Raw genomic sequence first — 22377 nt, 5'->3', positions numbered from 1 at the left:
GCACCGTTCAGCGGTCGTCGCCACCCGGCCCGATGTCGTCCAGATAATCTTCGTCGATCGCGGCCTGAACGGCACCGGAAACAGCCTCGCGTTGCTGCGGTGTCAGATCAGCCGCTCCCTTTTCGTCTGCCAGCCGAACCGTGACCTCTCGGTGCGCAAACTTGATACCCTCACGGGCAAAGAGCTCGCGGATTTCCTGATAGACCTTCTTGCGCACCAGCCACTGATCGCCGGGCTTGGTCATGAACTTGACCCGAATGATCATGGCACTGTCCTGCATCTCGATCACGCCCTGAGATTTCAGAGGCTGGATGAAATTGTCGCCAATGACCGGGTCGCTCAGCAATTCCTGCCCCAGATTCTTGATCAGCTTGCGAACTTTTTCAACGTCAGTGTCATAGGTGACGCGGAGCGGCAGCTTCATGATCACCCAGTCGCGGGAATAGTTGGTTAGAACCTTGATCTCGCCAAAAGGAATGGTGTTGAGCGCGCCAAGGTGGTGCCGAAGTTGGAACGACCGGACAGAGATCTTTTCAACCGTTCCTTTGACATCACCAATGTCGATGTACTCACCTTTGCGAAACGCATCATCGATCAGAAAGAACGCCCCAGAGAAGATATCGCGCACCAGCGTCTGTGCACCGAAACCAACGGCCAGACCAACGACACCGGCACCAGCAAAGAGCGGGCTGACATTTATGCCGAGTTCCAGCAAGGCAATCAGCACAATCGAAACCACCACAACGGCCAGTATTGCTCCGCGAAAGAGCGGTAGTAACGTTGCCAGGCGTGACGCGCCAGTCGCACCGCCCTCGTCGCCCAGTTCGCCGGGCTCGAGACCATCGGTTTCCTCTTCGATCTTGCTGTCGATCCAAATGCGGAAAAAGTGAAAAACGATGTACCCGATGAATACGATCACGGCCACGTCTATGAAGCGGTCCACAACCGTATCATTCAGCCATGCGGGTTCGGGGTTCCAGACCATGAACAGTGCATAGGACCCGACACCGAAGGCAAGAATTCCGGCGACCCGGCGGGCGAGATCTTCGAAGGTTGCGATCGGATGCCGACGGAACGGATCGGGAATCTCGGCAACCGGCTCTTCCAGTGCCTCCTCGTCGTCCTGCTCGGTCTCGGCATTGCGGCGCTGAATCTCCCGCGACCGATCGAAATATCTCTCGATCGCATAATTGATGGCGCCATAGACAATGATGATGGATATGAAAACGCCATATGAACCAACGATGATCGGCACCGAAACCGGCTTTTCCAACACAAGGTCAAAGGCCATCTCCAGCCAGCTGAAGCCGACATAGACCAGCATGGCCGGGGCCCATGCGAACGAGAGGAATCGCAGCAGCCAGCTAACCTCGGCCGCAGGTCGTCCGCCTCGGATCGCGTTCGAGATGGCACCGACATTGAATAGAACCATCAGGACGTTTCCAAACACACCGACCAGCGACATCAACCCGTAGAACACGGCATAGACATTGTAGTTCAGTCCGAAATCACCGATCCAGGTGCTGAACATCACGGTAATGATGTCATATGTGGCCAGCGTCGAGGCCCACAGGTAGAGCCTCTTGGCGTCACGGTCAGAGAAGTGCGGGATACGGTACTGACTGAGGAACGGCGACAGTATCATACGCCACAGGTCCGAGGCCGTTCGCGCGAGGAAAAAGGTCAGGAAGATGGCCGAAACGGTGAATTCCACAGCCAGATTCTGGGTTTCTCCAAACAGCAGATACAGTCCGATATAGGACACAATCATGCCGAACACTGTTCCCCCAACCCCGGCAAGAAAGCGGACCACCAGAAATGGCATTTTCTCGCGATACCCCTGTGGGTTTTCCAAAATCCGGGCCATGACGAACCGGCGGGCGATGCGCTTTCCATAGATTTCGCGCATGGCGAAATACGCAATAAAGAACATCACCGCACAGACCCCGAGGATCTTTGCGAATGTCAGGATCTCGCCGTCGGGGCTTGTGGCGCGCAGAATATAGGCAACCTCGACAAAAGAGTTTGGCAAAACCTCGAGGCGCTTGCGCAAAGTCTCTCGGAACTGGGCGATTTCTGATTGCGCCCGCATCAGACCAGAGGCGCTCTCCATGCCCGAGCCGCCGTCACCTGAACCGGATCCCGCCTCCGCCGCCTCGGCCAGTTGCCCCGAGCTGTCGACAACGATGACGCTGACGCCGGCTTCCGACGCCTGCCGGATTACTTCTGCAAGCGCATTCTCTGAACCGGTTTCAGTTTCGGCGCTTGCACTGAGACCCGGAACCTGTGCGGCCAACGGCAAAGAAAAAAACACCGTCGTCAAGAAGGCGGTCAGAAAGCGAATGAGGATTGTCGGCATAGGTCAGATCTACTCGGTTTCGGGTCCGCAGGGGTTGCCGACAATTGCGGCGCATACCCCACGCTAAACGACAGCAAGTGGCACCGCAATCGGCGGGATCGGCTGGATTGTTGCCCTACCATCGCAACAGTTTACCTTACAAGATACCTCCCGATTACGTGTTTTCATTGCCACCGGAATTTACTAGTAGAGTGTGTGATCGAAAGGTGCCTTTACCGTAGACAGATCCGCGTTCATTTGGTCGATCGGCAGACTGAAATGAAAGCGGGGATCACCTGCGGCATCATGGGAACCTCCGATCGGGAATGTGCCCGTTCCGGATAACAGAGGCTAGAATGAATAGTGCAGGTGACATGGCTGCCGCTCGGGACGGAGAACGCGCCCCTCGTGTGATGCTTTACAGCCACGACACGTTCGGGTTGGGTCATCTGCGGCGCTCCCGCGCGCTTGCCACGGCAATCACGAGGGCCAACCCCAAGATATCGGCCCTTATTCTCACCGGCTCACCGGTGGCTGGCCGTTTTACCTTTCCGCAACGCGTCGATCATGTGCGTCTTCCCGGCGTAACCAAGCGCAGTGACGGATCCTATGCCTCGCAGACAATGGGGATGGGAATTGAAGAAGTCACCGAGTTGCGGGCCGGACTGATCCGTTCGACAGCCCGCCAGTATGACCCGGATGTGCTGATCGTCGACAAAGAGCCAACTGGCTTCAGGGGAGAACTCCTGCCGACGCTGGAGATGCTACGCGAGACCGGGCGGGCAAAGCTTGTGCTGGGCCTGCGCGATGTATTGGATGAACCCGAAGTTCTGGCCGCCGAATGGGAGCGCAAAGATGCCTTGCACGCGACCGAGCAATTCTATGATGAAATCTGGGTCTACGGCTTGCGATCCGTCTATGATCCGACATCCGGGCTGGCACTTAGCCCCGAGTCCCAGTCCCGAATGCATTGGACGGGTTACCTGAAACGCGAACTAACGGCCTCGGACGAGCCGCCGGGGGATCCTTACATCCTCGTTACGCCCGGAGGCGGAGGCGACGGCAAGGCAATGGTAGACCTGGTTCTGTCCGCATACGAACAGGATCCCGGCCTTTCGCCGCGAGCAATCCTTGTCTATGGCCCCTTCTTGTCCGGTGAAACGCGGGTCGAATTCGAAACCCGCGTTGCCGCCCTGAATGGCCGCGTGGAGGCCGTCGGATTTGAATCCCAGATCGAAACGCTGTTTTCCGGTGCAAAGGGCGTGGTTTGCATGGGTGGATACAACACCTTTTGCGAAGTGCTTTCCTTTGACAAGCGCGCGGTTATCGTACCCCGAACCGTCCCAAGGCTTGAACAATGGATCCGGGCCAAACGTGCCGAAGAGCTTGGCCTCGTGCGTATGATAGACGAGTGGCGCGACGGTCTGGCCCCCGAGGCGATGATCCGGGCCATTCGCGGCTTGCCCGATCAACCGCTCCCCTCACAGTCAATTCAGGACGGGCTTCTGGACGGCCTCGACTATGTAACACGCCGCGTCGAGGCGCTGCTTTCCGGACAACAGCAGCAGGCCGCACAATGAGCACCGGCACGCCCCGGCTTGCCGTGCTTGTCAAAGGCTGGCCCCGATTGTCTGAAACATTCATCGCTCAGGAGCTTGTCGCGCTTGAGGATGCCGGCCACGATTTCGATATCTGGTCGCTGCGCTATCCGACAGATACCAAGCGCCACCCCTTGCACGAACAGCTAAAGGCTCGCGTGCGCTATTTGCCCGAGTATTTGCACGAAGATCCCGATCGGGTTTGGGCCGCGCGCGCAGTCGCGGGCACCTTACCCGGGTATCCCGAGGCCTATCGTGTCTGGCGTGCGGATTTGGCGCGCGATGTCAGCCAGAACCGCATTCGTCGGTTCGGGCAAGCCTGCGTTCTGGCCGCCGAGCTGCCTGATAGCGTGCATGGGCTGTATGCGCATTTTCTGCATACGCCGTCTTCGGTGACGCGCTACGCTGCGATTATGCTGGGATTGCCCTGGAGCTTTTCCGCCCACGCCAAGGACATCTGGACTTCGCCGGACTGGGAGTTGCGCGAAAAGCTGGATCCCACAACGCACGGGGCAAGCTTTGGTGCGACCTGTACGGCCTATGGAGCCGCGCATTTGCGCCAACTCGCACGCGATCCTGATCGGATTGATCTTGTGTACCACGGCCTGGATCTGAGCCGGTTCCCCCCTCCAGCCGATCGCGAAGTGCGCTCAGTCAACGCCCCGCTGCACATGTTGTCCGTCGGACGGCTTGTGGAAAAAAAGGGCTTCGACCGTCTGATAGAAGCATTTTCTCTGTTGCCCGCCGACCTCGACTGGCGCTGGACCCATATCGGTGGTGGGGAATTGAAATCCGCGTTTTCAGCAAAGGCGGAAGACGCCGGATTATCGGACCGGATCTCCTGGCTGGGCGCCTGCGATCAGCCAGAAGTGATAGACGCCATGCGAAAGGCTGACCTGTTTGTCCTGCCCAGCCGAATTGCCTCGGACGGAGACAGGGACGGGCTACCAAACGTTCTAATGGAGGCAGCCTCCCAAAAGCTTCCGATCCTATCCACACCGGTCGCGGCAATTCCCGAGTTTATCGAAACCGGGTCACACGGGCTTCTCTCCAAAGACGAACCGGCCGCGTTGGCCGATGCAATTGCCTTGATGGCACGGAACCCGGTTGTTGCAGCAGACATGGCCGACGCGGCGTATGCCAGGCTGGTGCGCGAATTCACAATGCCCCCCGGTATCAAGAGACTGTCGCAACGGCTAGATACGATGTGCCAGTCCCGGCTGAGCCGGGTGGGCTAACCATGGCCAGGGTCGCCTTCTATGCGCCAATGAAATCCCCCAACCATCCTGTGCCTTCTGGCGACCGGGAAATGGCACGCTATCTCATGGCTGCAATCGGAGCTGAAGGGGACCCGGTTTCGCTGGTGTCCGAACTTCGGCTCTATGACAAGGCCGGCGATCCCGCGGTTCAGACAGGTTTGCTGGAAGACGCCAGAACCGAAGCCAACCGTCTGATCGCCCAGCTTCCGGATTTCGACATCTGGGTCACATATCACAACTATTACAAGGCACCTGACCTGCTTGGCCCAGCGGTTTGCAAGGCCCGTGGCCGGCCATATGTGCAGATCGAGTCCACCCGCGCGTCTAGCCGGCTCAAGGGGCCGTGGAAAGGTTTCGCCAAGGCTGCGCATGAGGCGTGTGATGCTGCGGATGTTATTTTTTATCCCACGGCAAACGACCTCATCACGCTTGATCGAGATCGGTTCGGAAACCAAACTTTGGTCAATCTGCCGCCTTTCCTGCCTCGCGATGACCTGCCTGAGCCCTCGACCGACACCGGGGCGATGCTCACGGTTGCGATGATGCGTGAAGGCGACAAGCTCGCCTCCTATCGGATCATTGCCGACACCCTGGCGGAGCTCGGCGGCGATTGGAGATTGGACATCGCGGGCGACGGACCGGCGCGTTCTCAGGTCGAAGCGCTTCTGAGCCGGTTCGGAGACCGGGTAAAGTTTCTTGGGCAACTGGATCGGGAGGATCTGACCGCTGCCTATGCTCGCGCTTCGCTGTTTCTCTGGCCCGGTGTCAACGAAGCCTACGGGATGGTCTATCTAGAAGCGCAGGCTGCGGGGGTTCCCGTGGCCGCGCAGGACCGACCCGGCGTGCGCGACGTCGTGTGCCCGGGTCATTGCCCTGATCCCGAGACCGGACCGAAAGGTCTTGCCGACTGCATCTCGAAGATTCTGGAAAGCCGTCAGGCGCAGTCTGACATGGCGCGCGATTATGTTGCGTCAAGGCACCTGCGCCCTGCCGCTACTCACAAATTCTGGGCCGCGTGCCGCCCGTTGACAGAGGACCGGACATGACAAAACTCGCCCTTCTCCGCCACGGTCACACCGCATGGAACCGAGCCGGTCAAATTCAGGGCCGAAGCGATATCCCGCTTGACGCGGAAGCCCGGAAGGAATTGGCGGGCTACGCGTTGCCCGTGCCGTGGGAGCAGGCAGAGCTGTGGTCAAGCCCGCTTGCCCGCGCCCGTGAAACCGCGGAGCTGGTCGCAGCCCACAAACCGAAAACCGACCCTGCCCTGACCGAGATGAACTGGGGCGATTGGGAAGGCAAGCGCGGCGTTGACCTTCTGGCTCAGAACGGCAGCGGATACCGACATATCGAAGACTGGGGCTGGGACTATCGGCCACCAAACGGAGAAAGCCCGCAAGAAGTCTGGCACCGATTGCGGCCTTGGGCCGAAGGACTGAAAACCGATGCGGTCGCCGTCTGTCATATCGGTATCATGCGTGTGCTTCTTGCCCGCGCACATGGCTGGCACTTCGATGGCCCTGCCCCGTTTCGGATCAAACGAAACCGCCTGTTTATCATCGACCTCGACAACTGGACGCCTGCACCGGAACCTGTTCGACTGGTGCTCAGGGAGGCTGCCCGGTGAAGGTGCTGATCGCGGTAACGCATCTTTTGGGGACCGGCCACCTAAGCCGCGCACTTACGCTGGGTCGGGCCTTTGCGGCGCAAGATCACGAAATTCTGGTGGTCTCGGGGGGGATGCCTGCCCCACAACTGAACAGCAATGGATTGGATATTCTCAATCTGCCACCTTTGCGTTCCGACGGCACGAACTTCACCCGCTTGTTGACGGAATGCGGATCTCTGGCGGACGCGGCCTATCTAGAAGCCAGACGCATCGGCATGGTGTCGGCGGTCAAGAGTTTCGCACCCGATATCCTGATCACAGAGCTCTATCCTTTCGGACGCAGGGTTCTGCGAGAGGAGTTTCTTTCCCTGCTGCAGGCGGCCCATCAACAACCGCGCCCGCCGCTGATCCTAAGCTCGATCCGTGACATTCTTGCCCCTCCTTCGAAGCCGGAAAAGGCGGTAGTTACGGATACCGTCCTCGAACAGTACTATGATGGTGTCCTTGTTCACTCGGACCCAACGGCGACCCGGCTTCAGGCCAGTTGGCCGGTTTCAGAAAAACTGGAACGCAAGCTGCACTACACCGGCTATGTAGCCCCTGTCCCTGTTGGGCCGCACCCCGAAAAACTGGGCAAAAACGAGATTGTGGTCAGCGCCGGCGGTGGCTCTGTCGGAGGGCCGATCTTTCATGCTGCTATCAACGCCGCCACGAAAATCTCAGACCGGCGCTGGAGGCTGCTGGTAGGTGGATCCGATGCTCCGAAAAGGATCAAAGAGCTGCAACAGATCGCTGGGGATGCACCGGTATTGATCGAGCGCATCCGGCCGGATTTCCGGCAGATGCTGAACCATTGCGCGGCCTCGGTGAGCATGTGCGGCTACAATACCATGCTGGACCTCCTGCAAGCCGGAACACCGGCAGTCCTGATCCCGTTCGACGATGGCCAGGAAGTGGAACAGGGTTTGCGAGCGGCGGCTCTGTCCCACATGCCGCAATTCGCTGTCCTGAAAAGTTCGGAACTAACCGGTGACGGTCTCGCCCGAACGATCGAGACTCTTCTGGCCAGCGGCCGATCACCGGCACCCGCCCTGCAGTTCGACGGTGCAATCCGGTCGGTGGAAATCGCGGTGACGCTAAGGGAGGCAACGGCATGACATTCGACCTCTCCCCACTGGAACGCGAACTAGAAGCTTGGCACCGAGCCGAGCTGACGCTGCCGATCTGGTGGCGCGATGATGACGCGGTTGATCGGACGCTACAGCTTGATCAGCTGATCTCACTCTCAGATCGGGTGGGACTGCCCGTGCATCTTGCCGTGATCCCGCGCGACGCACGGCAAGAACTGGCTGATCGCCTACCCGATCACATGATACCGGTGGTGCACGGGTGGGCTCATTTCAGCCATGCACCGAAGGATGAGAAAAAGGCGGAGTTTGGGCCCCACAGATCACCAGAGGCCATGCTGAACGATGCACATACCGGGATTGCCCGCTTGCGGGACCTGTTCGGCAAGGCGCTTTGCCCGATTTTTGTACCACCGTGGAACCGGATCTCACATGATATTCTGCCCGGACTGGGCAATCTGGGATTTCGGGCGGTGTCTACGTTCACCCCGCGCAATACGCCCGTTGCTGCGCCCGACCTTTTGCAGATCAACACGCATCTAGACCCAATCGACTGGCGCGGAAGCCGCAGCCTTGCCGATCCTGCCCACCTTGTCGAGCAATTGGTTTTGCAGTTGCAGGACCGCCGGTACGGGCGAGCAGACAACGACGAGCCATATGGGTTGTTGACCCATCACCTTGTCCATGATCAACAGATTTGGGCGTTCAGCGAAGCGGTGCTCGAACGGTTGATGGCCGGCCCTGTCCGCCCTTGGGCCTTGCCCTCGACAGCGGCCCTCAAAGCTTCCGCACGGTACGCACGGCATCAAGATGAGGAATAGAGAATGAGTAGGCTGGATTCAATGTTGCGCAGACTGGCCGCCCAGAGAGACGGCCTGAACTGGGCAGCCGAGCGGATCGCCCCAATGGATGGTGATGTACTCGACATGGGTCTCGGCAACGGCCGCACCTACGATCACCTGCGCGAAACGCTTCCCACACGCCGGATTTGGGTTATGGACAGGGTGCTTCAATGTCATCCGTCCTGCACCCCGCCAGAAGCAGATTTTCTTCAGGGCGAAGCTGAACCCATGCTTCGGAAACTCGCGCAAAGCGGCCACAGAATTGCCCTTGCGCATTATGATTTCGGGCGCGGGATCAAAGAAGAAGACGTCGCAGAAGCCGCGCGTCTGAGCCCGCTGATTGCGCAGGTCATGGTGCCGGGGGGATACCTGATCTCGGGCCAGCCGCTGGTTGGATTTGAGCAGGTCAAGGGACCGGACAGCATCGCCCCTGACCGTTACCTGTTCTACCGGGCCTGAGGCCGACCGCCGGATGACAGGTTGAGTATCGCTTTTTCATCGCGGAGTGCGTTTTGAGCTACAGGCGTTTTGCAGTCTACTACCTGCCTCACATGACCGAAGAATGGGTCCGGTATTGCATCGCATGGCTCGGATGGGACGCAGAAACCGGTCGATCCATCGAGCATCCTCCTGCCGATGGACTGGATCTTAAAAAAATTACCGAGGCGCCGCGACGATACGGGCTTCACGCCACGTTGAAGCCTCCGTTCCGCCTGGCCGAAAACCAGAGCGCAGCCGGCCTGCAGGATCAGTTTTCTGCCCTTTGCACGTCGTTGCCGCCGGTCATGATCGAAAGGCTCGAAATCAGAAAACTCGGGCGATTTCTGGCACTTTGCCCGGCAGGGGATTGCGTAGGGATATCAGACCTCGCCGCAGCCTGCGTTCGTGAACTGGACAGGTTCCGCGCGCCTTTATTGCCTTCTGAGCTTGAAAAACGGCGGGCATCCGGGCTGACGGCCCGGCAGGAAGGCCATCTTGTCCGTTGGGGTTATCCACATGTCATGGACCTCTTCAGATTTCATATCACCCTCACCGAGAAACTGGGCAAACCAGAACTGCGGCAGGTACGGGAGAAACTGCGAACGGATCTGGAACCGCTGTTGCAGGACAGCATACCCATTTCCGACCTTGCCCTGATGGGGGAAGACATCGACGGACGCTTTCATCTGATCCGACGGGAGACGCTGCAGGGTTAACCTCATGCGATCCGGCGAGGCGATAGAACGCGATTGCCCATGCAGCCCTCTATCCTTGCTGGCGGAAAACACCTATATCCCCCCCGACTCTCTCACATGCAGGTGCCACCATGAGCTTTGACCGCAAGATCAAGATCGCCCCGTCTATCCTATCGGCCGACTTTGCCAATTTCGGCCAAGAGATCCAGGCAATCGAAGCGCAGGGGGCCGATTGGGTCCATGTAGATGTCATGGACGGGCATTTTGTGCCGAACCTCACGTTTGGTCCCCCCGCCGTAAAAGCCTTTCGCCCACATGTCAAAACGGTGATGGACGTGCACCTGATGATCTCTCCGGTCGATCCCTATATCGACGCCTATGCCGAGGCCGGCGCAGATGTTCTGACAGCGCACATCGAAGCCGGGCCGCACATTCACCGCACCTTGCAGGCCATTCGCGGGACGGGAATGAAAGCAGGTGTGGCGCTGAACCCCGGAACCCCTGCCGAGGCTGTTTCGCACCTTCTGGATCTCACCGATCTGATCTGCGTGATGACCGTGAACCCCGGCTTTGGTGGGCAGAAATTCATCGATATGACAGCCAAAATCCGGCGGCTGCGCGAGATGATCGGCGATCGCCCGATTCATATTGAAATTGATGGCGGAGTAGATCCGACCACCGCACCGCTGGTTGCGCAAGCTGGCGCAGACGTGCTGGTGGCCGGATCAGCAGTATTCCGCGGCGGGTCCGTTGCGAACCCGGACGTCTATGGAGACAACATCCGGCAGATCCGCGAAGCCGCCGAAGGTGTTTGGGCCTGAACCTTCGCGACGGTGCCTTTTTGACCCTGTCTAAACGCTGATCCGGCGGAAGACACCTGTTGCCGTAGCCAGGGTTTTTCCGGCCTCGTCCTGCAGTTCACCAGCGACATGGCAAAGTGTCTTGCCCCCGCCCGTGACACTTGCGGTGGCTTCAACTCGACCTTCGTTGGTAGCGCCGACAAAATTGGTGTTAAGCGATACAGTAACCAGCCGGGACCGCCCGGCTGGATCAAAATGGATGGCGGCGACGTTGCCGCAGACGACATCCAGTAGCATCGCGACAATACCACCATGCAGAATGCCCACCTTGTTCAGATGGCGGGGTTCGATGTCCAGCTTGACCCGGCAGATACCTTCCGAGGGGAACACCTCGGTGCGGTATCCAACCATCTGCTGACACCCCGGATCATCGACGACCCGCAATTCGTTAGGCACGTCAGGCTGCGCTGAATTCAATGAACCGCTCCAGATGATAATCAGCGTCTCCGAACCGATGTTCGGCCATGACAATGCGCTTGGCAATATGCGCCAGTTCATATTCCCGGGTCATCGCAATTCCACCATGCATCTGAATCGCTTCTTCGGCAATCAACCGTCCCACCCGTGCGACAAGGTTGCGGGCTGCGGCGTTCTGAACAGCCTGGTCAGCGCTTCCAAGGTTTCCAGCGGCGTTGATCATTGCGGAGCGCGCCTGTTCCAGCTCGATCAGCATGTCGGAGAAACGATGGGCCAATGCCTGAAACGTCCCGATCGGACGCCCGAACTGCTTGCGGGTCATCAGGTAGTCGCGGGTCAGTTCCGTGGCAGTTTCCATCGCACCAACCGTTTCCGCCGCAAGTGCGACATTGGCTGCGGCAACCCGATCGGACAGCGCAGCAAAGCCTTTCCCCGCCTCTCCAAGCCGAGCGGACAGGGGCAGTCGGACGCCATCAAAAACCACCTCGGCCGCACGGCCGCCGCTGATCATCCCATATCCTTGCATCGTGACCCCATTCGTCGCCGCAGGGACCAAGAACAGGGAAATGCCGGCTTCATTAAAAACGCCTCCGTCTTCGCGCGCGGACACGATCAGGTATTTGGCGGCTTCCGCGTTGATGACCACCGACTTTCGACCGGTAAGCACCAGATGATCCCCGTCGACAAGCACGCGGGCTTCGACGCGGCTTAGATCGTATCGTGCAGCGGGCTCGCCATGCGCCAAGGCAAGCTGAAGTGTCCCGGAAATCACCTCATCGACAAGTTTCTTCTGTTCCGCAGAGCCCAATTCGGCGATCAGCCCGCCGCATAGCAGGGCCGTATCGAGAAAGGGTTCCACCACACCCGCACGACCCAGTTCCTCGAACACAGTGGCAATATCGAACCCGCTGCCGCCGAAACCGCCATCCTCTTCGGAAAACAGGGCACCGATCACGCCAAGATCGGCAAGATCGGACCAGACCGAGGCACTTTGGCCTTCGGGGCTGTCGATAATCTCGTTGCGGATCTGTGTCGTATATCGATCGGACAGGAAGCGGCGCAGGCTATCCTGCAACATTTGGCGTTCTTCAGTCAGTTTGAAATCCATCCGATCAGCCTCCCATCTTTACCTTGGCAATGATGCCGCGCTGGATTTCATTCGACCCGCCAAAGATCGAGAGTTTTCGATTGTTAAAATATTGAGCAGCAACCGGGCCTGCATAATCCGGACCGATCGGATCGTTATCCCCCTCGATCGCCTCGGAGGCGAACGGCATCGCATATGGTCCGACGGCACGTCGCGCGAGATCGTTGATCTCTTGCCGGATGATGGTTCCCTTTACCTTCAGCATCGAGCTTTCAACGCCCGGAGCCTGCCCCGACGCTGCCATCGAAATGATCCGCAGGTTCGTTGTCGACATGGCCATCAGGTCGATTTCCACCTTGGCCATACGCGCGGCAAAATGCGGGTTTTCGAGCAACGGCCGGCCGTTGGCAGTTTCTGCCCGGGCCATGCGCCTGACTGCCTCCAACCCGGCACGTGAGAACCCGACTCCGGCGATGTTGGTTCGTTCATGGGTCAGCAGGTACTTGGCATAAGTCCAACCCTTGTTCTCTTCGCCCACCAGGTTTTCGATCGGCACTTTCACGTCGGTAAACCAGACCTCGTTCACTTCGTGGGTGCCATCCAGCAGGATTATCGGGCGCACTTCGATCCCGGGCGTGTCCATATCGATTAAAAGAAACGAAATGCCTTCCTGTTGCTTGGCATCCGGGTCCGTGCGTACAAGACAGAAAATCCAGTTGGCGTACTGACCCAACGTTGTCCACGTCTTCTGGCCGTTGACCACATAATGATCGCCTTCACGCACAGCGCGGGTTTTCAACGAGGCCAGGTCAGAACCGGCGCCTGGTTCGGAATACCCTTGGCACCACCAATCCTCCCCGCTCATGATTCGCGGCAGATAGTGTTGCTGTTGAGCCTTTGAGCCAAATTTCTGCAGCACCGGACCCAACATCGACAACCCGAACGGAACGATACGCGGCGCGTGCGCACGGCAGCATTCTTCTTCGAAGATGTGCCGTTGAACGGCGTTCCACTCGCAGCCACCAAACTCGCGGGGCCAGTTTGGTGCCAACCAGCCCCGCGCATTCAAAATCGCATGCCACTCATCGTGGCCGGATTTTTCGATCGGTTTGCCAAGCCGCACTCGATCGGCAAGCTCAACGGGCAAATCGGTATCCAGAAATTCCCGCACTTCGGCGCGGAACGCCTGCTCCTCCGGTGAATAGTTCAGGTCCATGCTTCCCCTTTCCGGTCAGGCATCCGCGCCGGGATGCCGGTCAGTAGTAGAATTCTTCGCGTACGATCTTTCCACCGGCAATCGTGTAGATCCCGACTTCTTCCATTTCGGTTTCCTCGCCGGTTGCCCGTTCCCGTGCCTTTAGGCGAAAGATCACGGCAAAGCGGTCATCTCCGTGCATCATTGGCTCACTGACGGTGCCTCCGAGATACTCCATGGCGTTTTCCCACCAGTCATGTTTCGCTTTGATGGCATCGAGACCCTTGCTCTCGCGACCCTGCCCCATGTCCTGCGCTTCGACCGACACGGCATTGTCGGAGTAAAGCAGATCAAGATTTTCCTTGGTGCGATCCTCGCGGCAGCCAGCGACCAGTTCGGCGGCGATTTCTTTCGGTGTCATCAGTTCCTCCACTCACTATGTTCACATAATGTTCTTATGCTGACACAAGACCGCGATTCGGGAAAGAACCGCGGTCTTCACAGTTTCAGGAGTAGATTTCGAACAATCCCGCCGCGCCCATGCCACCGCCAATACACATTGTGACAACGCCAAGTTTTGCGTCGCGACGCTTGCCCTCGCGCATCAGGTGCCCCGTCATCCGGGCACCGGTCATGCCAAACGGGTGACCAATTGCAATCGAACCGCCATTGACGTTGCACTTGTCGTCGTCGATCCCAAGGCGGTCCCTGCAGTAGAGCGCCTGACTGGCAAACGCCTCGTTCAGCTCCCAGAGGTCGATATCGTCGACACCAAGCCCATGGCGTTCCAGCAGGCGCGGAACGGCAAAAACCGGGCCGATCCCCATTTCGTCAGGTTCGCATCCGGCGACGCAGAAGCCTTTGAAGGCACCCATTGGCTCCAGCCCCCGCTTCTCAGCCTCTTTGCTGTCCATCAGAACGACCGCTGCAGCTCCGTCGGACAACTGGCTCGCATTGCCCGCGGTGACGAAATTTCCCTCTCCCCGCACTGGTTCAAGACCTGCTAGACCCTCAAGTGTTGTTGTAGGCCTGTTGCACTCGTCACGATCAACAGTGACGTTCTTCATCGTGATGTCGCCGGTTTCCTTGTCCTTGACGGCCATCGTCGCCTCCATCGGAGCAATTTCGTCATCGAACTTTCCGGCGGCCTGTGCAGCTGCGATCCGCATCTGCGAGCGAAGACCGTATTCGTCCTGCGCCTCGCGACTGATCCCATAGCGTCCCGCCACGATATCTGCGGTTTCAATCATCGCCATGTAGATTGCCGGCTTGTGTTCCTGAATCCATGCCTCCGGCGCCGGTCGGGTCTTGGGCTGCACCATCGAGATACTCTCGACCCCGCCTGCCACCATCGGCCCCGATCCCCCCTCGGTGATCGCCTGCGCGGCAAGAGCAATGGTCTGAAGGCCGGAAGAACAGAACCGGTTCACCGTCATACCCGAGGCGGTCACCGGAAGGCCGGCGCGTATTGCAATCTGTCGCCCGATATTGGCCCCTGTCTCGCCTTCGGGAAATCCGCACCCGATGATGCAATCTTCGACTTCCGAGCCATCAAGCCCAGCGCGTGCCACCGCCGAAGAAACCGCGTGCCCGCCCATCGTTGCACCGTGGGTGACATTGAACGAACCCCGGAAAGACTTTGCCAACCCAGTGCGGGCGGCAGACACGATAACCGCTTGTTTCATTTCGAAGACTCCTTGTTGAGGTCATCAAAGCTGCGGCCCTCGGCCACCAGTTGTTCCAGAAGTGGGGCGGGTTGCCAGAAATAGTCGTCTTCGGACGCGTAGCGTTTGATGTCGGCCAGCAGGCCGGGCAGCCCGACGATATCCGCCCATTTCAGTGGGCCGCCGCGATAGCGAGGAAATCCGTAGCCGAACAGCAGTGTCATATCGACATCCAGCGGGCGGCGGGCAATCGCCTCCCCTACGACCTTGGCCGCCTCGTTAACCATCGCTGCCATGTAGCGGCGCACGATCTCATCATCCGAAAACTCCCGTGGGGTAATGCCTTTTTCGGTGCGTTCAGCTTCGATCAGGCTGGTCACTTCGGCATTCGGCGTTCCGCCTCTCTTGCCCTTCTCGTAAACGTAATACCCTTTGCCCGTTTTCTGCCCGAAATTTCCAGCCTCACAGATCTTGTCGGCGTATGAGCTGTCACGAGCGCGCGGATCCAGCCCTTCGGACCGCTTGCGTTTGCGTACTGCCCAACCGATATCCAGCCCGGCCAGATCCGCCACTGCGAAGGGCCCCATGGCAAAACCGAAATCGGTCAACGCCTTGTCAATCTGGAACGGGGAAGCGCCATCAAGAACCATATGATCCGCAGCGGTTCGGTACGTGGCCAGAATCCGGTTTCCAATGAACCCATCGCATACACCGGCCCGCACGGATATCTTCTTGAGCATTTTTCCCAAAGCAAACCCCGTGGCGACCACATCAAGGGCTGTCTTGTCGGCGACGACCACCTCAAGCAGCTTCATCACATGTGCTGGCGAAAAGAAGTGCAACCCGATCACGTCCTCGGGCCGACGGGTGCTAGCCGCGATTTCATTCACGTCGAGATACGAGGTGTTTGTTGCAAGCACTGCACCGGGCTTGCAGACTTCATCCAGTCGGGCAAAGACCTGTTTCTTGACCTCCATATCCTCGAAAACGGCCTCGATTACCAAGTCGGCCGAAGCAAGATCCGCATAATCCGTCGCAAGCGTCAGCGCCTCTTCGGTGAGGTCATCGAATTGCTGCTGAGAGATCTTGCCCCGCTTCAGCCCCCCTTGCAGATTGCCCCCAATACGGGTTTTGGCTGCGGCAGCTGCCTCGTCGTTCATCTCGAGCATGGTGACGTTCAGCCCTGACAGCAGTGCCGCCGTTGCGATACCGGCCCCCATTGTTCCGCCGCCGATGACACCGATTTTTTTGAGCGTGCGGGGGGCGACCCCCTCCAGTTCCGGCAGTTTCGACACGGCGCGTTCGGAGAAAAAGGCGTGGATCAGGCCCTGACGTTGATCCGAATCCATCAGTTCCGAAAACAGCTCACGTTCACGCTTCATACCAGCGCCAAAGCTCTCCGCTTCACAGGCAGCCTGAACCGCACGCACGGCTGTTGCCGGGGACAGTTGGCCACGACCCTTTTTTAGAACCTCGGCATAGACGCTGTCAAAATCCACGGGAGCGGGTGCCGGCATTTCCCCGATCGCACGGCGTGGTGCACCGCTGTCGAGCAGTTCGCGGGTGTAATCAAGCCCGATCTGGCGCGGTTCGCCTTCTTCTATCCTGTCGAGAATGCCAAGCTTCAAGGCTTCGGAAGCGCCCACATGTCGACCGGTGGTAATCAGGTCAAGCGCCGCCTCGACGCCCGCGACCCGAGGCAGCCGTTGCGTGCCACCCGCGCCGGGAAGAATACCCAGATGGACCTCGGGCAAACCGACGCGCGCCGACGGAACGGCAATCCTGTAATGCGACGACAGTGCAACTTCGAGTCCTCCGCCCAGCGCAGTTCCGTGCAGAGCGGAAACAACAATCAGCGGCGAAGCTTCGATCCGGGCACAAAGATCGGGCAACCAGGGTGCCTGCGGTGGTTTTCCAAACTCACGGATGTCGGCACCTGCAAAGTAGGTTCGGCCGGTACCGTAGATAAGCACAGCTTTGGCGCCCTCTGACTCTGCACGCTCGATTCCGGCCTGAAGCCCCTGACGAACGGACAGCCCCAAGGCGTTGACCGGCGGGTTATTGGCCGCCAACACAGCGATCTCACCTACCAGCTCGTATGCGATTGCTTCGGTCATACGGTTCGTTCCCCTTTTCCATTTGCCCGGCTGTCGGGTGCATTTATATTTTTTGCGACCGACCGGTCGGTCATTGCAAAATCGACATACCTGAGAGCGCTTAAAAGTCAAAGCATTTAGGCAGCACTTTACGCGTTCCGGGATTTCCAAGACATTCGCCCGACAAACTCTGACTTGCCCGGCGATACCCTCATTTACTCTCCCTGCCGAAAGCCTAGGCAGCGGGCCTTGCTCAGATCAAGGCGAAAAACGGTGCGGACGCCACCAGCTGAGAAAACGACGTGTCGTCACTTTCGACCGACGGTGCCGTCTGCCAGCCAACGATCGAAAATCGACAAGGCAAGCGCAGAAAACTCGGGATCGTTGATATGGGCCGGCGTCACGTGAAGCGAAGCGTTCTGCGGGCAACTGGCTTTGATCTCTCCGCAAAATTCAGCAAGTCCGGCAGCATCGTGCAAATCCGCACCCGGCCGATCCCATTCGTTGCACCCGCCTTCGGGAAGAAGCAGGGCAACGGGGCCAACTGATCCGGAAAGCTTTTCGCACATGGCACGCGCAACCTGCCGCCTCTCTTCGGGCTCCAACACCGCGGAGGTTAGCAGGCGGTTATGTGCATGAGTTGGACGTCCTTGCAACTGGCGAGGTGTGTCCTGCCAGCCGACAAAATCCACAAGATCATAGCACCCCGGGGCAACAAGTTGTGGAATTCCTGCACGACCTGCATTGGTCATTCGATCCGCACCGGCGCTCAGCCCGCCAAAAATGTGGTTGGCCACTTCCTGAGGGGCAAAGTCGAAAACCGCAGCGAATGCACCTTCGGCCGCCAGGCTTTCAAAAGCCCGCCCACCCATTCCGGTCGCGTGGAACACGGCAACCTCGAATCCGCGTTCCTCAAGCGCCGGCTTCAGGGTGACCATGTAGCGAAGCACGGTCTTCCCAAAGCTGGTCATACCAATCAGGGGGCGTTTCCGCTTGGGCGGCTCGACAGCTCTGGCTGCCCCAAGAACGGCACCCGCCGCTTGCGACAACGACGCTTTGCAGATTGAGTTCAATCCATACAGCCCGCCGGCCCAGAGGATCATCTGAACGTCTGCCGCAATGCGCTCAGGTGGCATCAGCGGCGAAAAGGAGACTGTGGAAACAACATATTTTGGCACTCCGACCGGTAAGGCTGCACACAGATCCAGCGCCAGATCAGTCCCCATGGTTCCACCAAGCACGATGACTCCGTCAATGCGGCCGGCGCGGAAAAGTTCCAGCGCCTTAGCCGCGGCGCCTCGGGCCATGATTTGCATCGCGGTGTTTTCGTCACCGCTGTCGATCGCTTCCTGAATTGAACTTCCACCTGCCTCGGCCACATCATGTTTGGAGATATCGGCGGGTTCTGATGGATCGCCCAGAACGCTAACATCCATCGACAGCACATCGCCGCCCTGTTCCCGGATCACGCCAGCCAGATAGCCCAGCTCTTCGTTCTTGGTGTCGTAGGTGCCCGCAACGAGTATGGTCTTGTCGGTCATGTTGTCCTCAAAGCTGTATCCAGGCCGTTTTCAGATCGACATACTTGTCGAGCGCATGAAGCGATTTGTCGTGGCCGTTGCCGGATTGTCCGACACCTCCGAGCGGCACGGTGTTGTCGGCACCGCCATAGGTGTTGACATGCACTACACCAGCGCGGATTCCGGCGACCATTTTGTGGGCTCGCGACAGGTTGGAAGTCCACACCCCCGCCGCCAGACCGAACTCGGTACCATTCGCTAGGCTCAAAGCCTCCTCCTCGGTCTCGAACGCCGAAACCGCCAAAACTGGCCCAAACACCTCGCGCTGGAAAAGGGTCGCATCCCGAGTAACACCAGTGACGATTGTAGGCGCCATGTAGCTGCCACCGGTTTCCTGCAGGATCCGGAAACCGCCGGTGACGACTTTCCCGCCTTCGGACACGGCCTTGTCCATAAAGCTCAGGTTACGTCGCAGCTGATCCTCGGAATTCACCGCCCCGATCTGGGTGTCGGTATCAAGCGGATCGCCGACGCGTAGCATTTCGGCCTGTTCTTTCAGCATTTCGACAAACTCGTCGTGAACCGACACTTCAACCAGAAGCCGGGATCCAGCGACGCAGACCTGGCCAGAGTTTCGAAAAATCCCCGCCGCTGACACTTTGGCGGCATGAGCCAGATCCGGCGCATCTGCAAACACGATGTTTGGCGACTTGCCACCCAATTCCAGATAACACCGTTTCAGGTTAGAGGCTGCCGAAGCCTCCAGCAATCGGCGTCCGGTCGCGCCGGATCCGGTAAAGGCCAAAACATCGACCCCCATGGAATGCGCAAGGGCCGCACCCGTTTCGACGCCGGATCCGGTGACCACATTGAGCACCCCGTCCGGCAAGCCGCATTCCGAACAAATCTCGGCCAACCTCAACAAACTCAGCGAGGCCGTTTCCGCCGGCTTCAGCACCACGGAATTCCCCATCGCCAACGCCGGTGCCAATTTCCACGCTCCGATCATCAACGGAAAATTCCAAGGCACAATCGCCGCAACCACCCCGACAGGCGCCCGGTGCACCAGGCCCAGAACTCCGGGCGCAGTCGGCGCGACCTCTCCGGCAACCTTGTCGAGGGCTTCGGCATAGTAGCGAAAAGTTCCGGCTGCCGAACCCGGCTCGGCCCTTAGCGCCATTGCCAGCTCGGTGCCATTGTCCCGAATTCCCAGAACTGCAAGTTCCAGGGCTTCGGCTTCGATCCGGTTGGCGATCCGGTGCAGCACTTTCTTGCGCTCCGCAGGAGCCAGCCCCGACCACCTCCCATCATCGAATGCGGCCCGCGCTGAAGAAACTGCGAGGCTTACGTCTGCCTCCGAAGCACCGTCGATCGTCGTCAGAAGAGTTCCGTCAATCGGCGAAGTAACTTCGAGTGGCGTGCCCGAACCACTTTGCCACGATCCTTCAAGAAAGAGTTTCTGCGGCGCAACAGGAGTTTGCCGAAGCGCGTCGATGAGCTTTTGGTCTGCCATTCGGCCTCCTTGAGTTCCCTGCGGTCCTTCACCACGCGGAAGATATGGACCACCAGAACAACGATAATGATGAGAAACAGGATGAATGCCACCGGACGATCGATAAAGTCGAGCGGCTCCTTCACCCGCGCCATGCCCGCGCGCAGCTTGACCTCCATAATACCGCCCAGAACCATGCCGAGGATGATAGGCACCGAAGGGATCGACAACCGCTTGAGGATGAAGCCCAGCACCCCAAAGACAGCAGCCAGCAGGCAATCCGTCGCCGAATTTCGCAGGCTGTAGACGCCGACAAAGCTCAGCGTCAGGATACAGACCCCGAGGAACCGGTTCGGAATACGCACCACCTGGATCAGCGATTTGGTGGCAAACAACAGGAAGATGAGAACCAGAACATTCAGGATGAGAAGCGCAAGATATAGCGCAACAACGAAATCCATCTGGTTCTGGAACAGCCCGGGCCCTGGCACGACATTGTGTACGTAGAACACCGAGAGCATCATCGCGGTGAGCGCTTCCCCCGGAATGCCGAGCGCCAACAGCGGAACCATGGCTGCGGCCGGAACTGCGTTATTGGCCGTCTCAGCCGCGATCAGCCCCTCGGAGGATCCGCTGCCGAAATCCTGCGGACGTTTAGAGGTTCGTTGCGCATATGTGTAGGACATGAACTGGGCCGTGAATTCTCCGACACCAGGGATCATGCCCATGACCACGCCAAAAGATGCCGAAACACCTGCGACCCGGGGATGCCGCGCCAGTTCGCGCAGGCCCTGGAACATACCGCCACGCAACTTGGTCAGATGCACTTTTTCGTCGTCGTCCATCAAAAGCACAAAGGCCTGCGACAGGGCGAACAACCCCAGCACAACGACGATCAGGTTGATCCCGCCCGACAGGAAAGGCTGATCAAACGTGTATCGCGAGGTGTATTTCACCGGTTCCAGCCCGATGGTCTGCAGGAAGATCCCGAAACAAGCCAGTGCGCCCGCTATCAGCGATTGCCCGCGGTGGGCAACGACCACCAGCAAGAGGCCCAACAGAGCGGCGAGGAAGATCTCGCGCGAACCAAACATCGGTGCGACCTTGGCCAGAACCGGCGCAAACAGGATCAAGCAGATTACCGAGAAGATACCGCCAAAGAATGAGGCCGAATAAGCCAATGACAGCGCCCTTCGGGGCTCTCCGCGCGCGGTCATTGGATAGCCGTCATAGGTGGTCAGCGCATTGACAGCTGTTCCGGGTGTATTGATCAGAATGGCCGGAATGGCACCGCCATACATTGACGATCCATAGATCCCCAAAAGCACGGTCAGGCCGACAATCGGATCCATGGAAAAGGTGGCCGGCAGCAGGATGGCAATGGCCACGGCTGGGCCGACACCGGGAATGGCACCGATCAGCACGCCGCCAACCGAACCGGTCAGAAGAGCCAGTGCCACGTCCCAGCGGGTCAGGATTTCGAGGGCGGAGAAAAGCAAATCCATCAGAGATACAGGATAAAGAAACTGCGAAGCGGCCCGGGCAGGATTTCATAGATTATGCCTCCGGGTATTTTGACGGACAGGAACGCTTTGAAGAGCAGAACCACTGCAACACCAAACGCCGCACTGATCCAGAGCATTTCACGGCTGCGGTAACCCATGCGCCAACTCAGGGCCGGCACGAAAATCAGCGTGACAGGAAGGTAGCCCAAGACCGGAACGAGGATCACATAAGCCATGAACCATAGCGCAAATTCCAATACCCGCGCCCATTTTCGGGTTTCCCACCAGTCATAGCGTGTGTTGTGGCGCCACGGCAGCCGATAGAGGTGCAACCCGCCCATTACCACCATGCCACCAAGACCAATCGCCGGCCAGAAACGCGGCTGTGCAAACATCTTAGTCTTGTCCATCCATCTGGTCTGCTCCCCGATCTGGCTCAGAAGCAGCGCGGACAAGGCCAGAAAGGCGAGCGCAAAAATGAACTGGCCGCGCCGGGGTCCGACGAAACGGCGTTCGCGTTCGGAGGGCATGACAAAGCTCTCTTGGCTGGGGGTACTGGGAATATGGCGGAACGGATCAGAACCATCCCGCCA

General features: G+C 58.8%; 20 protein-coding genes. 9 read left to right on the top strand and 11 right to left on the bottom strand.

Features of this window, described 5'->3' with window-relative positions; genetic code table 11:
* Positions 1 to 7: 7 nt before the first annotated feature.
* Positions 8 to 2359: a mechanosensitive ion channel family protein gene (locus ACP15U_RS07770; RefSeq protein WP_425044582.1), complete on the bottom strand. Its 2352-nt coding sequence runs from the start codon at positions 2357 to 2359 to the stop codon at positions 8 to 10.
* Positions 2360 to 2694: 335 nt separating this feature from the next.
* On the opposite strand from ACP15U_RS07770, the gene ACP15U_RS07765 reads away from it, so the two are divergent.
* From ACP15U_RS07765 to rpe, 9 genes are all read left to right on the top strand, one after another.
* On the top strand, positions 2695 to 3918 hold the full coding sequence (locus ACP15U_RS07765; RefSeq protein WP_425044581.1) for a glycosyltransferase family protein: 1224 nt from the start codon (positions 2695 to 2697) through the stop codon (positions 3916 to 3918).
* On the top strand, positions 3915 to 5174 hold the full coding sequence (locus ACP15U_RS07760) for a glycosyltransferase family 4 protein (RefSeq protein WP_425044580.1): 1260 nt from the start codon (positions 3915 to 3917) through the stop codon (positions 5172 to 5174). Before ACP15U_RS07765 ends, ACP15U_RS07760 begins: the two co-directional genes overlap by 4 nt.
* 2 nt (positions 5175 to 5176) lie before the next feature.
* Positions 5177 to 6241: a glycosyltransferase family 4 protein gene (locus ACP15U_RS07755; RefSeq protein WP_425044579.1), complete on the top strand. Its 1065-nt coding sequence runs from the start codon at positions 5177 to 5179 to the stop codon at positions 6239 to 6241.
* A complete protein-coding gene (locus ACP15U_RS07750) occupies positions 6238 to 6822 on the top strand; it encodes a histidine phosphatase family protein (protein WP_425044578.1) in 585 nt (194 codons plus the stop codon). The genes ACP15U_RS07755 and ACP15U_RS07750 overlap by 4 nt, the downstream gene beginning before the upstream one ends.
* Positions 6819 to 7961 carry a glycosyltransferase family protein gene (locus ACP15U_RS07745; RefSeq protein WP_425044577.1) on the top strand — a complete coding sequence of 381 codons (1143 nt, stop codon included), beginning with the start codon at positions 6819 to 6821 and terminating at the stop codon, positions 7959 to 7961. The genes ACP15U_RS07750 and ACP15U_RS07745 overlap by 4 nt, the downstream gene beginning before the upstream one ends.
* Complete coding sequence (locus ACP15U_RS07740) at positions 7958 to 8752, top strand: polysaccharide deacetylase family protein (protein ID WP_425044576.1); 795 nt, start codon at positions 7958 to 7960, stop codon at positions 8750 to 8752. Before ACP15U_RS07745 ends, ACP15U_RS07740 begins: the two co-directional genes overlap by 4 nt.
* Before the next feature lie 3 nt (positions 8753 to 8755).
* Positions 8756 to 9232 carry a class I SAM-dependent methyltransferase gene (locus ACP15U_RS07735; protein WP_425044575.1) on the top strand — a complete coding sequence of 159 codons (477 nt, stop codon included), beginning with the start codon at positions 8756 to 8758 and terminating at the stop codon, positions 9230 to 9232.
* Positions 9233 to 9285: 53 nt separating this feature from the next.
* Positions 9286 to 9969: a DUF1045 domain-containing protein gene (locus ACP15U_RS07730; protein WP_425044574.1), complete on the top strand. Its 684-nt coding sequence runs from the start codon at positions 9286 to 9288 to the stop codon at positions 9967 to 9969.
* A gap of 110 nt (positions 9970 to 10079) precedes the next feature.
* Complete coding sequence (gene rpe, locus ACP15U_RS07725; RefSeq protein ID WP_425044573.1) at positions 10080 to 10769, top strand: ribulose-phosphate 3-epimerase; 690 nt, start codon at positions 10080 to 10082, stop codon at positions 10767 to 10769.
* 30 nt (positions 10770 to 10799) lie between these two features.
* Here the strand turns inward: rpe and ACP15U_RS07720 are convergent, their stop codons facing one another.
* The 10 genes from ACP15U_RS07720 to ACP15U_RS07675 form a co-directional block, all read right to left on the bottom strand.
* Complete coding sequence (locus ACP15U_RS07720; protein ID WP_425044572.1) at positions 10800 to 11225, bottom strand: PaaI family thioesterase; 426 nt, start codon at positions 11223 to 11225, stop codon at positions 10800 to 10802.
* The gene (locus ACP15U_RS07715) at positions 11206 to 12333 is read right to left on the bottom strand and encodes an acyl-CoA dehydrogenase family protein (RefSeq protein ID WP_425044571.1); all 1128 of its coding nucleotides are present in this window, start codon (positions 12331 to 12333) and stop codon (positions 11206 to 11208) included. Before ACP15U_RS07715 ends, ACP15U_RS07720 begins: the two co-directional genes overlap by 20 nt.
* A 4-nt stretch (positions 12334 to 12337) precedes the next feature.
* Positions 12338 to 13528, bottom strand: a complete 1191-nt coding sequence (locus tag ACP15U_RS07710) for an acyl-CoA dehydrogenase family protein (RefSeq protein ID WP_425044570.1) — start codon at positions 13526 to 13528, stop codon at positions 12338 to 12340.
* Positions 13529 to 13568: 40 nt separating this feature from the next.
* The gene (locus ACP15U_RS07705; RefSeq protein ID WP_425044569.1) at positions 13569 to 13928 is read right to left on the bottom strand and encodes a SnoaL-like domain-containing protein; all 360 of its coding nucleotides are present in this window, start codon (positions 13926 to 13928) and stop codon (positions 13569 to 13571) included.
* A gap of 85 nt (positions 13929 to 14013) precedes the next feature.
* The gene (locus tag ACP15U_RS07700) at positions 14014 to 15192 is read right to left on the bottom strand and encodes an acetyl-CoA C-acyltransferase (protein WP_425044568.1); all 1179 of its coding nucleotides are present in this window, start codon (positions 15190 to 15192) and stop codon (positions 14014 to 14016) included.
* Entirely contained in the window at positions 15189 to 17288 is a 2100-nt protein-coding gene (locus tag ACP15U_RS07695) for an FAD-dependent oxidoreductase (RefSeq protein ID WP_425044567.1), read from the bottom strand. Before ACP15U_RS07695 ends, ACP15U_RS07700 begins: the two co-directional genes overlap by 4 nt.
* A gap of 287 nt (positions 17289 to 17575) precedes the next feature.
* On the bottom strand, positions 17576 to 18808 hold the full coding sequence (locus ACP15U_RS07690; RefSeq protein WP_425044566.1) for a Tm-1-like ATP-binding domain-containing protein: 1233 nt from the start codon (positions 18806 to 18808) through the stop codon (positions 17576 to 17578).
* A gap of 7 nt (positions 18809 to 18815) precedes the next feature.
* A complete protein-coding gene (locus ACP15U_RS07685) occupies positions 18816 to 20183 on the bottom strand; it encodes an aldehyde dehydrogenase family protein (protein WP_425044670.1) in 1368 nt (455 codons plus the stop codon).
* Entirely contained in the window at positions 20165 to 21784 is a 1620-nt protein-coding gene (locus ACP15U_RS07680; RefSeq protein WP_425044565.1) for a tripartite tricarboxylate transporter permease, read from the bottom strand. Before ACP15U_RS07680 ends, ACP15U_RS07685 begins: the two co-directional genes overlap by 19 nt.
* Positions 21784 to 22314: a tripartite tricarboxylate transporter TctB family protein gene (locus ACP15U_RS07675; protein ID WP_425044564.1), complete on the bottom strand. Its 531-nt coding sequence runs from the start codon at positions 22312 to 22314 to the stop codon at positions 21784 to 21786. Before ACP15U_RS07675 ends, ACP15U_RS07680 begins: the two co-directional genes overlap by 1 nt.
* Between the last annotated feature and the right edge of the window lie 63 nt (positions 22315 to 22377).

This window comes from Primorskyibacter sp. S87 (genome assembly GCF_049801055.1).
Lineage (GTDB): Bacteria > Pseudomonadota > Alphaproteobacteria > Rhodobacterales > Rhodobacteraceae > JBNAGF01.
Note: the sequence above shows the minus strand (reverse complement) of the source record. Positions and strands in the feature narration are given on the sequence as shown.